At 42.2% G+C, this 12,372-nt stretch carries 9 protein-coding genes; 4 read left to right on the forward strand and 5 right to left on the reverse strand.

Annotated features, from left to right (window positions below):
* Positions 1-27 precede the first annotated feature (27 nt).
* Positions 28-564, reverse strand: coding sequence for a TRAP transporter small permease subunit (locus H6571_02835; GenBank protein ID MCB9322652.1), 537 nt, complete (start codon positions 562-564; stop codon positions 28-30).
* Between the two features lie 175 nt (positions 565-739).
* On the opposite strand from H6571_02835, the gene H6571_02840 reads away from it, so the two are divergent.
* A complete protein-coding gene (locus H6571_02840; protein ID MCB9322653.1) occupies positions 740-2,071 on the forward strand; it encodes a hypothetical protein in 1,332 nt (443 codons plus the stop codon).
* 52 nt (positions 2,072-2,123) lie between these two features.
* Here H6571_02840 and H6571_02845 read toward each other — a convergent pair whose 3' ends face one another.
* The gene (locus tag H6571_02845; protein MCB9322654.1) at positions 2,124-3,038 is read right to left on the reverse strand and encodes a hypothetical protein; all 915 of its coding nucleotides are present in this window, start codon (positions 3,036-3,038) and stop codon (positions 2,124-2,126) included.
* Positions 3,039-3,187: 149 nt separating this feature from the next.
* Between H6571_02845 and H6571_02850 the strand changes: the two genes are divergently transcribed.
* Together H6571_02850 and H6571_02855 are read left to right on the forward strand one after the other, a co-directional pair.
* Positions 3,188-6,643 carry a T9SS type A sorting domain-containing protein gene (locus H6571_02850; protein MCB9322655.1) on the forward strand — a complete coding sequence of 1,152 codons (3,456 nt, stop codon included), beginning with the start codon at positions 3,188-3,190 and terminating at the stop codon, positions 6,641-6,643.
* Between the two features lie 242 nt (positions 6,644-6,885).
* Entirely contained in the window at positions 6,886-7,875 is a 990-nt protein-coding gene (locus H6571_02855; GenBank protein ID MCB9322656.1) for an IS110 family transposase, read from the forward strand.
* Positions 7,876-8,247: 372 nt separating this feature from the next.
* Here the strand turns inward: H6571_02855 and prfB are convergent.
* The 3 genes from prfB to H6571_02870 form a co-directional block, all read right to left on the reverse strand.
* Positions 8,248-9,328 (reverse strand): peptide chain release factor 2 gene (gene prfB / locus H6571_02860; protein ID MCB9322657.1). Its coding sequence is split into 2 segments (ribosomal slippage): positions 8,248-9,267 and positions 9,269-9,328, totalling 1,080 coding nucleotides; the frame shifts between segments, so codons are not numbered across the junction.
* A gap of 6 nt (positions 9,329-9,334) precedes the next feature.
* On the reverse strand, positions 9,335-10,240 hold the full coding sequence (locus tag H6571_02865) for an FKBP-type peptidyl-prolyl cis-trans isomerase (GenBank protein MCB9322658.1): 906 nt from the start codon (positions 10,238-10,240) through the stop codon (positions 9,335-9,337).
* Positions 10,241-10,292: 52 nt separating this feature from the next.
* Complete coding sequence (locus tag H6571_02870; protein ID MCB9322659.1) at positions 10,293-11,303, reverse strand: bifunctional oligoribonuclease/PAP phosphatase NrnA; 1,011 nt, start codon at positions 11,301-11,303, stop codon at positions 10,293-10,295.
* A gap of 263 nt (positions 11,304-11,566) precedes the next feature.
* Here H6571_02870 and H6571_02875 point away from each other — a divergent pair, with 263 nt between their 5' ends.
* Positions 11,567-11,986 (forward strand): nucleoside-diphosphate kinase, encoded by a 420-nt coding sequence (locus H6571_02875; protein MCB9322660.1) that lies wholly within the window; start codon positions 11,567-11,569, stop codon positions 11,984-11,986.
* Positions 11,987-12,372: the final 386 nt, after the last annotated feature.

Raw genomic sequence — 12,372 nt, forward strand, 5'->3', positions numbered from 1 at the left:
AAAAAAGAGCCTGGGAAGAATTTTCTATCAATCCTCTCCTGAAATAGACGAGTGATTCCAATCCTTAAGGACAAATATTGAAGAAATGATACTGGAAATTCCCTGTAATAATAAAAGACCTATTCCAAGGGGGACTACAAATTTGATGATATACCTCGCGGGCAGTCCTCCCGGGTCGGGAGATCCTTCCCTGACAGACAAGGATAAATTTGCATAATCAAAGGACCAGTAAATGACCATCAGGCACCAGGGAACCAGGAACAAAATCCCACCGAGCAAATTGACCCATGCTTTATCTTTTTTGGAAAAATCGGCATAAAATAGGTCGACCCGCACATGTTTATCATGCTTTAATGCGTAAGCAGCCCCCAGCAAAAAGATCAATGCAAACAAATGCCACTCCAGCTCCATGACCCATGCCCTCGTTTCATTCATCATGTACCGGGTAAAGACATCATAACAGACAAGCAGCACCAAAAGTGCGGTCAACCAGGACGTAAGGCGGCCAATCTGCTCGTTAATTTGGTCAATGCCATTTTTTATGTTTAGCAGGATTCCTTGCATGCAAGCAAGATAATAAGTTTTGTGAATACTTAGAAATGAAGTTCAAAAAAAATAGAATTTCAGTAACCCTTAGCATTTTCAGGGGATCAACCCATGATAAAAACATTTTCCTGAAGACTTGGTGGATCTTCCATAAAGATCTTTCGAAGATCAGGTTAACCCTTAAAAACATAACATGATGAGTAATTTAAAAAATGAAATCACAGAAAAATCAACAGGATGTTGCCCCGAAATTGAAAAAGGAAAGGAATGTAATGTATTGGACTTCCATTATCGCCTGGTCAATTTCACACAGGTCGGCAACCAAAGAGTTCCGGTTGAGGTGCTTATTCATGCCAGGCTCGAAAAATGCAGTGAAGGCCTCGAATTAGGCAAACTCGCTTACAGCACGACCCTCTTCCCGGGAGAAAAAGTCAACCTTTTCACCACCGACCGCCGAACCCGTTTTAGTTTTGACCAGGAAACCAACCTGAGTTACCGTAATGAACAAACCCATGAATCACAGTACTACATGGCCTCAATGGACAAAATGATGTCTGACCTCAACATTACAGATCGTGGAAATTCAAATTCAGCATCACATTCAGATTTTTCTACTACAGGGTCTACCAGTGGAGCCATTCAGAGTTTTCTATCGGGAGCATCCATCAATGTAAAGGGAAATTTCAATGCTTCCTCTTCCATGGATTTTATCAGAGAATTGAGCAGCCATGCTGAAGCCTCCCACAGCCGCTCTGTAGAAGCCACCGCCGCCTCAAGTAGTGTTTCCGTCGGGGAGGTGCAAACCCGCAACCATGCCGAGGGAGAAACAGAAAATCATTTTGAAGCTTCTTCCCGTTCATTTTCCAATCCAAATCAATGCCATGCGGTAACTTATTTTTTCCATCAGATCAATGTAAAACAGCGTGTGAGCTTTAAAATCGTTTCGATCAAAAGAAGGGTTTTGGACAGTGTTGGAGATGCAACCGTTTCCAACAGACCTGTCGTATCAAAGGGGGAAATCTCTATAATGCCTTCCGTCATCCCCGCAGACAATCCGAAACGAGTTGAAATAGAAGAGCGGGCAAGGGTCAGCGAAAATTTCAAACTGAACGCGGTTTCAGGATTAAATACCTCCTCTTTGGCTTTTTCTCCTGCAGCCTTATTTGCTCAACCCTCTGCTTCCACAGGAAATTTGGATGAAGCAATGAGAAAACAAGCTTTGAAACAAGTGGACGAAGATCTTATTGCTACCGGGTTATTAGATAAGAGCACCAGGAAAATCAGCGAAGAAGTGAAGGCAGAACTTTCCTTCACCAATATTACCAGCCTGCCTACCCCAGGACTTTTGGTTAAATCCTGTCTTGATGAATGTTGTGTATGTGAACCAGAATTGGCCAAAAAAATCAACCTGGACCTCGAACGCAAGCAACTCGAAAATGACTTATTGAAAAAGCAGATCGAATTGCTGGAAAAATCCCAGGAATACCGGTGCTGCCCTCAACCCGAAAAAGAGGAAGAGGTTTAAGATTAAAAAAAAAGAAAGATGAACACAATGTCATCCCGAATTTTGCCCAACGTCAAAGTTTGGGATGACTTATTTCATCGGTGCCAGGATGTATAGTATCGATAGATTTCCCGGCCGGATTTCCTTTCCAATAATACAAAAGCAACACGAAAGGACCTAAACCATGAATAAGCCTGAAAGCCGCTTCAAATAACCACCTGTGTAAACTATCTTCCCAATAGATCCAATAAAAATATGCCCAGGGGCGAGCCAGCGCCGTGGCCACCCCCCAAATAGAGGCGTAGATCAATCCGACCAAAACCGCCTTCCTGAAAGGCAGGAAAATGAGGAGGACCGAAATAAAATCAAGTGTCCCAACCACCGACAAAAAATTTGCAGCCTGATCTTCATTGATGGGAAGAATGTTCATGCACATGACCAGAAAATTGGCAGGCCTTGGGTAATAATTGACAGCATACAATCCGTGTCCTACAAAGGTCAGCGCCACCGCTATTTTTAAGGCCATAACCAATCGCGGCGTAAGTCCTCCTGATTTAACGAGGTGCCATAAAATAAAAGGCGAGGAAAACTGCAGGGTATATTCAATGAATTCTCCGGGAGTATAAAGCTTTTGTTTAAAATATAACCCGGCAAGGAAGATAAGACTGATGCCGCCGGTGATAATAAAAGGGGAGGTAATTTTCGGATATTTTTTCACGCCAAGAACACTCAAGGCACAGAGTAGATAAAAAATGCCCATACCGTTAATAAAAGAAGTGATGCCAGCGTCATACTGAGGATTAGTCACCCACTCGGTCCAGGTGAGCCCCAAGAATTTATGAATAATCCATTCCATCCGGCCCTGGTCCCATAACAATTCCCGATAAGGAGCCTCATAAAACCAATGTTGCCAGGCTCTTCCCAGGAAAATAAAAAAAACACCGAATTGCATTAAGCGGAAATAACGCCGGTCGTTATCAATCTTCAAAATATGGTCTTTGCTGGTGAAACAATTTAGGCCAAGGTAAGCATTTTTTCCCCTATTCATGTACGCCAAATTACATAAATCACATTGGAGAATTAATTTTATTATTCGAATGGTTACCTTGGCTCCTCTAATCTAAAAATATGGTTTCAATGAAAAAGGTCTTCTTTTTTACTTTACTTTCCCTATTGTTTGTAATTTCTTTAAATGCCCAACTTGAGCAGCAATATGAGATCAGGCAAAATGCTCCGGTGTGGGTACAAATGATGTATAACAATCCTGAGGATCCTGAAGAGGTTATTAAAGCCTACACAGCTTATTACAATCAACATGAGTTCATCAAAAACAAGCATACTCAGTATTATAAAAGATGGCTTAGGTCTATATCAAGATCCGACATCCTCCTCCCCTATGGAAAAGATCAACCGAGAAAAAACAAAGAAAATATTGATGATTATCTGAGCAGGTCTTTAGCGTTGCAACAATTAAAATCCCCTACTTCCGAATGGGAATGTATTGGTCCCTTCGACTTTGACATAGAAGCGGCCGGGAGAAGTTATGCGCCGGGAGCCGCCCATGTTTACACCGTTGAAAGAGCATTTTCCAATCATGATGTTCTTTATGCAGGAACAGCTACGGCAGGTATGTGGAAAAGCACAGACGGCGGAGAAAACTGGACCTTACTGACGCAGAATATCTTGATTGGAGGCATTAAGTCCATAGAAATCGATCCAACCAATCCCAACGTCGTATATTTCGGAGCTTCAGGAAGTCTTTGTAAAACCACCAACGGAGGCAATTCATGGGTGATTATGGGAACATCCACACTGGGCAGCAATCATGACATCAACGACATTGTTACTCACCCGGAAAACCATGAAGTCCTTTTTCTTTCCTCCAACCAGGGGCTATTTAAAACCACTAATGCTGGTGAACAGTGGGAAACCATCATGACAGGCAGTTTCCAGGAAATCGAATTTCACCCGGCTAATCCCAACATTATCTATACCATTAAACAGGTTGACAATAAAACTGAATTCTATAAATCCGTGGATGGGGGCATCACCTTCGCCACAATAGCCAACAATGGATGGCCATTCCCCCCGGAAGGCGCTGAACAAAAGAGAGTTGAAATTGCGGTTACCCCTGCCGATTCGAATAGGATTTATGCCCTTGCAACAGGTTCTGTTAATGGAGGGAGCGGACTCTATGGCATTTATGTCAGTGAAGACGCCGGAGACAATTGGAGCTTCCGTTGCTGTGGTGAACAGCCCGGAGGAGAACCCGCCGAAGACAACATCAATATGATGGGATGGGACAAAAACGGCCTGGATGACGGCGGGCAATATTATTATGACCTTGCTCTGGCCGTTGATCCGGAAAATGCCGACAAGGTCCATGTGGCAGGAGTCAATCAATGGATCTCCAACGACGGCGGATATACTTTTACCTGCCCTGCCAAATGGTCTGAACCTGCTGAACCGGGATATGTTCATGCCGATATTCACGATATCCGGTATTACGAAGATGAAATCTGGGCCGCCTGTGACGGAGGAATATTTATTTCTACTGACGATGGTAGCCATTTCACCAAGAAAATGGCAGGCATTGCGGGAAGTGATTTTTGGGGATTTGGTGCCGGTTTTCATGGAAATATCATGCTTGGAGGTGCCTACCACAATGGCACCCTGCTCAAAGATGAGGATACTTATATCAATGGCTGGATCTGTACCGGTGGCGGAGACGGGGTAAGGGGGTTTGTCAACTTCGGAAACAATCGCCTGGCTTACGATGATCGGGAGGGACGTATTTTAACCGGAAACAGGGAAGCTGATTTCGGATATTTTGAGTTTGATCTGCTGCCAAACAGCTCATATATCGTAGGAGAATCGAGTGATATGACGTTTGACCCACGATTCTACAATACCATTTACACAGGACATGAAACCGAATTGGTCAAAACGACCAATAACGGGAAAACATTTGAAACCATACACGACTTTGGGGCCAAGGTCACTTCAATAGAAATTCCCTGGGGCGATCCTCAAACGATTTATGTTGTAACTTATGCCGGATGGTGGGATGCCAAAAAAATATGGAGAAGCAATGATGGCGGAAACTCCTGGACAGAAATAACCCCGCCTTCTTCCTTGCTCAACGGCAATGAATGGGTGCCCTGGGATATTTCTGTAAGCAGTAATAATCCCGACATCATCTGGGCGGCACGTACTTCACAATATGGAGATACCAACTTAGATGGCCACCGGGTTTACCAATCGACAAACGGTGGGACCACCTGGCTCAATATTACCACGCCTGTCCTCGACGGAGAAGCCATTACCAATATTGTCCATCAAAAAGGAACTGATGGTGGCGTTTATCTTGGAACAAGGAGGGCTGTTTATTACAAAAACAACACGCTTTCAGATTGGGAGTTGTTCAATGCCAATCTGCCCCTGAACACATTCTCAACAAAACTGGTTCCCTACTACTGGGGCAACCAGCTACGGAATGCAACGAACAGGAGTGTTTATGAGGTCGAACTGTACGAGCATTCGAATCCGATGGCGCAAATTTCGGTGGACAAGACCAGGTTGAATTGTTTTGACAACACTGTACAATTTGTAGATCATTCGGTACTTGACGGAAATAGTGCCACCTGGTCATGGTCTTTCCCCGGCGGAATTCCCGAAACTTCAACAGAACAAAACCCTGTGGTGACTTACGATATCCCGGGTAGTTATGCGGTCTCTTTGGTGGTTACCGACGAATTTGGAACCAGCAGCCAGGCCTATACCGATTTTATCCACTTTGAAGACCACGTTGAAGCTCCTGATTTTTCAGAAGATTTTGAAGCCGGCCTCGATGAATACTGGATTTTATACAATGCCAATAACTCTTTTAACTGGAATGTTATCGACATCAACACCGGTGTTGATTGTGCCCCCACCCAATGTATGTACGTCGATCATTTTAATATCAATCAACCCAATCATGAAGCGGAACTCATTACGCCGAATATTGACCTGACCAATATGAAGGTAGCCATCCTTCATTATGATTATGCCTATGCAAGATGGGGGTCAGGGTATGAAGACGGGTTCAGAGTGGATATTTCAACAGACTGCGGACAATCCTGGTCGGAGCTTTATTATGCCTTTGGCACAGACCTGACTACAATAGAGGATCAATCGGACTGGTGGCAACCCGGGGATTGTTCCGAATGGTCCGTTGATAACATGCTCGACCTGAGTGATTTTACAGGATCAATAGTAAATATCCGGTTTGTGGCCATCAATGGGTGGGGCAATAATTTCTTTTTGGATAATGTAAATATCACTGACCTGATGGTAGGTACTGAAGAGGTTAATATCTCCTCAAGAATGGAAGTTTTTCCAAATCCTTCAAAAGGAAATTTTTATGTCCGGCACAATATGGAAAATGCTGAACTGAGCCTGATCGGGATGGACGGGAAATTGATACTCAATCAAAAAACGGGTAAAGAAAAAATACCATTTGACCTAGAACTTCCTCAGGGCGTTTATCAGTTACAATTGAAAAACGGACAGGAAATACTGACCAAAAGATTGGTCGTTTCGGGTAATTAAAAGGCAGAACATGAGTCATCTTACCTTAGGGGCAGGAAATTAAATTTGGTAAATTTGAAATGAAAAAATAAGGAAGCGGCATAAGACTATAATGAGTCATTTGTCATTAAGACAGTTCGGGATAGCCAGTCCCGCTTCCTTTTCTCTGTTTCACCTCGGACAGTTTGTTAGGCAAAAAGCCTGAGTAAGATAGATGAGGCATAACAGAAGTTATTTTATCAACACAAATTTACCGATTTAGTATGAAACAATCTGATCGTTTTGTAGGAATTGACATATCAAAAGATAGTTTTGATGTCTGCGTTTTATCACAAGGGGCTCTATTAGAAGAAAGCCGTTTTAATAATGATGCTCAAGGTTGGCAAAAGTTTGCTAAAAACCTTAGTGATCAGGACTTATGCATAATAGAAGCAACGGGATCTTATCATGTAGGGTTGGCATTATATTTAGTTGAGCATGATAAACGTGTTAGTGTAGTCAACCCTTTGCGTGTAAAGTATTTTTCTCGATTGAATCTCAAGAGGGCAAAAACAGATAGGGTAGATGCTTATGTTATTGCCCAGTATGGCCAAGTATTTAAGCCTGAAAGTTGGACAGCTCCACCGACACATTTAAGACAACTTCAACAGTTAATGACAGTTTCTGCACAATTAACAAAACAAAAGACGGCATTAATCAATCAACAAAAAAACTTTGAACTTGTACCAGACCCCAGTAAAGAAGCCCTTGAAATAATAAAGTGCCAAATAGTAAAATTAGAGAAACATTTACAAGAAATACAATGCCTTATCAATAATAGCATTAAAGAACATTACAAAGAATTAGAGGCTTCTTTACGATCAATTCCCGGTTTAGGTCCCAAAACGGTAGCCACCTTAATCCTAATAACTGGAGGCTTTACCAAGTTTGGATCATATAAAGCTTTGATAGCCTATGTGGGGTTAGCTCCTCGGACATACGAGTCAGGAGTAAGTGTTAAGGGAGCTTCACACATCTGCAAGTTAGGGTCATCCTATCTTCGAAAGTTACTTTATGAATGTGCTTTAAGTGCCAAAAGGTTTAACCCTGTATGTAAGGAACTATTTGAAAGACTCTATATTGCAAAGAAAAAACCATTTAAAGTAGCCATGATTGCGGTGGCCAATAAGTTGCTGAAAATCGCTTTCACTATAGCTATAACTGGACAAAAATTTGATCCGGAATACAGACTAAAACATTATTTTGCCAAATAAAATTTTCTGATTTTCCGAAAAAAATTTGGAGATGAACACAGTTCATCCCGAATTTTCAAAAACTGTCTGAAATAGAAATTTTTTGATTATTTGAAGTATTTTTTAAATGTAAAACCTGCCTGCTGACGCAGGAAGGCAGGTGTAAAACAAGGAATTTAAAACCTGCCTGCAGACGCAGGAAGGCAGGTATAAAAGTGAGTGGGCAAAAGGTTTGGGTTTTGGAAAAAAGTCATTTTTTGTCGCAAAACACCTAACCCACGACCCAAACACTTCTAAATTTTGCGGTTTATTTCTTTTGTAAAAGAAAAATCCCGAATTTAATCTGATTAGATGAAATTCGGGATGACTCATGATTTCTTGTTACTGAAAACATTATTCTTCGTGATGCATGAGCAGGGCTTTCAGGAACCCTTCAATTTCTCCGTCGAGCACTTTGTCCGGATTGGTCAGCTTATAGCCCGTCCGAAGGTCTTTAACCCAGCGGTCATCCAGAACATAGGATCGAATCTGTGATCCCCATTCGTTTTTCATTTTCCCGGATTCGACGACATCCCGCTCTTCGCGTTGTTTTTCCAGCTCTTTTTCGTATAACCTGGATTTCAACATGGTCAGGGCATGTTCCCTGTTCATATGCTGGGAACGTTCCTTTTGGCATTCCACTACAATCCCTGAGGGAATATGTCGAACCCTCACGGCTGATTCTGTTTTATTGACATGCTGTCCACCTGCTCCACTCGACCGGAATGTATCCCAGCTGAGGTCTGCGGGATTGATCTCCACCTCAATAGTAGAATCAATTCTCGGATGCACGAAAACAGAAGCAAAGGAGGTCATTCTTTTGCCCTGTGAGTTAAACGGACTTATCCTTACCAGCCGGTGAACACCATTCTCTCCTTTAAGCAGGCCATAAGCAAAATCACCTTCAATTTCGATCTCACCGGATTTAATACCGGCCACATCCCCATCCTGGATATTTAAAGTGGACACTTTAAATCCCTGCCTTTCCCCATAACGAATGTACATACGCAGCAGCATGGCAGCCCAATCGCAGGCTTCAGTTCCTCCTGCGCCGGCATTTACCTCCAGAATCACTCCTAATTCGTCCTCGGGACGATTCAGGGTAGACCGGAATTCAGCATCATCCAAAGTTTCGACTGCTTTTTCGTATTGAGCCTCAACTTCTTCTTCGGTAGCTTCGCCTTCTTTGTAATAATCGTATAAGATCTCGGCATCATCAATATAGGCTTCAACAGCCTCGTATTTGGCGACCCAATTCTTATGCCCCTTTAATTCTTTAAGAATACGCTCCGCTTCCTTTGAATCGTTCCAAAAGTCCGGGTTGAGCGACAGTTGCTCTTTTTCTTCTATTTGAATTTTGCGTTCAGGGATGTCAAAGATACCTCCCCAGCAAAGCCAAACGGCGTTTTAATTCCTTCAATTGATCTGAAGTCATGATTGATTAATTTACTTTTTCTAATTCAATATAAAATACCAAATCCGATTTCTCCGGGATTACCGGTGGGTTCCCTGAAGCCCCGTAAGCTAAATTATAGGGAATAAATATCAGCGCTTTTGAACCTTCAGGGATTAGCAAAAATGCTTCTTCCCATCCGGGAATCACACCACCTTGCCCCAGTTGAAATGAAATGGCTTCTCCCCTTTGAAAAGAGTTATCGAAAATAGTTCCGTCCATCAGCATCCCAACATATTGTGCTTTAACAAAAACGCCCGGAGGCGGTAAGTCTTTATCTGTTTTTTCATGAAAATACAACTTCAACCCACTTTCAGTCACGATCAGGTCTTTGTCAAGTGCTCCTGATTTAAGCCGGTTGAGGTCGTCCTCTGCCAATGCCTTAACTTCCCCGAAACGAGCCTTGGTTTCGGCCACCTTTGCCAAACCTGCGACCCTCTGTTCCTCCTTAGCGGCCTGGAATTGCTCCTGAGTTTTGATTTCAAGCATTACCATATCATACAACATAAAATCTGCATCCTTGAATCCCACTGGCTTTTGTTCCGGCAAAAGGGTATCCAAAGGAATGTAAATGGTTACACTATCTCCAACACTCATAATCCTTAAAAGTTCCTGTACAGGAGAAATCTGTTGATTTGCCGGAGTCTCACTCGTAATTTGCAGAAAAGGCCTGGTGCCACGCCCGCTCTGGCGGCTGGAATTCATCACTTTGTCGCCGTTACGTGTTTGAGCATGGAAATAAACGTAATCGCCCGGATTGGCTTTTGCCCCTTCATTTTGGGTATGCATCACATATTTATACCCGGCAGGAGTGACGGTGGCTTCCTCCCCTTCGTTCCCACAAGCCCAAATCATCAAGAAAAGGCTCAGAAAAAATAATAATCTGAATTTCATTTTACTTAATATATTTAAAAAAATAATCAATTCCTTTAAGGAAACAGGGGCGTTACTTGTCGTTGGCCAGGGATTCCATTTCAGCTAATGCTTCTTTAAAACGCTTTACCGTTGTGGGAAGCGTATTGTAGGCAAACCCCCCAGCGGCATTTTTGTGTCCTCCTCCTTTAAAATACTTGGTAGCAATTTGTTGTACACTGATATCTCCTTTGGAGCGAAGGGAGATTTTGACGATTTTAGGTTGTTCGGTAATAAAAGCGGCAATATTGATGTTTTTCATGGTAAGCAAAAAGTTGACCACCCCTTCCGTGTCACCACGTTGAATATCAAATTCGACATAATCTTCTTTGGTCAAAGTGATCAAAGCAGCGTTATGCTCCGGCAATACCTCCATACGATGATACAGACAGAAACCCAACAATCTCAGCTCCTTTTCTTTCCTTGTATTAAAAATAAGATCCTGCAACAAATAATCATCCACCCCTAACTCAAGTAATTCCGCTACGATCCTGAATAATTTTGGGGAGGTGCTGTATTTAAAGGAGCCTGTGTCGGTAAGAATCCCCGTAAAAATGCTCTCTCCTATTGTTTTATTCAGCCCGGCCTTGTCTCCCAGCATCTCGATAAAATCAAAAATGAGTTCAGAGGTGGAACTGGCCGTTTCATCTGAAAGGGTAAAATCTGAAAAAGGTTCCGGATACAAATGGTGATCGATCATCGCAATTTTACAATGTTTATTGGCGGCGATCATTTCCCCAAGCCTGTCGATACGATCCAGGGAATTAAAATCGAGGCAGAAAACCAACTCAGCTTTTTTGACCACCTCTTCCGATCTATCAGGATCTGAATCAAAAATGATGATATCATCAATATTTGGCATCCACGAAAAAGCATCCGGATATTCGGAGGGAACCAAAATTTTGATCACATGGCCATACTGCTTCAAGTAATGAAAGAGTGCGAGGGAAGAACCGATAGCATCCCCATCCGGATTGCGGTGGGATACGATTACAATATCCCTGGGCATGTTGAGCAATTCTTTTAATTGTTTGAGATTTTCCATCTGCGTATTTAATGAAGGTGCGAAGTTCTCAAAAATAATGAAGAAAGCAAAATTGACTTTATTGAAAATTTTTGACCCCGGCAGATCTCATCCTCCTAAAAAGAGGTAAATGCCTGCCCAGTATCTTGTTATAGATACAAACTATCCTCAATTAGGGCAAAAAAAAGAATTAATTTAGAATTAATAACTTTAAAGTATTAAAATTTTCTTCTGCTTGATTACCTTTGCACCGCTTTTTAAAACCAGAAAAAAATATATACAAAATGGCTGGAAACAGAACATTTACAATGATCAAACCCGATGCTGTAAAAGCCGGGCATATCGGTGCGATTCTCGCAAAAATCAATGAAGGCGGTTTCAGAATTGTCGCCATGAAACTGACCCATCTTTCTACCCAGAAAGCCGGTGAGTTTTATGCGGTCCACAAAGCCCGTCCTTTTTACGGAGAACTGGTGGAGTTCATGTCTTCAGGACCTATTGTTGCTGCAATCCTGGAAAAAGACAATGCAGTGGAGGATTTCAGAACCTTAATCGGGGCCACAAATCCTGCTGAAGCAGCGCCAGGCACCATCCGTGCCCTTTTTGCGAAGAGCATCGGTGAAAATGCTGTCCACGGTTCTGACTCTGATGAAAATGCTGTCATTGAAGGCAGTTTTCACTTTGCAGGAACGGAGATGTTTTAAAACGAAAGGTTTATTAAGAACCAAAAGGTTCATAGCTCGGAATGGGCTGTGAACCTTTTTTTATTGGTTAAAAAAAAAAAAGGCAAAAACTTTTTGAAAAGTATTGCCCCTTACTTGTCTGAAAAAAATTCAGCGCGTAATAAAAATATCATCTGGTTCCAAGGTTTAGTCTTTAGTGCTTTCGCACAGTTTTCATTTGTTCTCTGGGCATTATTATCAGTGAAAAAATATTTTCAGCGATAATAAATTCTTTTTGAATCCTTGATTCTTCCAAATTTAGTCAGAATAAAAACTATAAACAACCAGAATGAGTGAAGCCCTGCCGGATAAAGTGTGAATTGTTACCCTGAATGAGTGAACAAATGGCATCTTTTACTAATTTTACC

This window comes from Lewinellaceae bacterium, assembly GCA_020636105.1.
In the GTDB taxonomy this organism is placed as follows: domain Bacteria; phylum Bacteroidota; class Bacteroidia; order Chitinophagales; family Saprospiraceae; genus BCD1.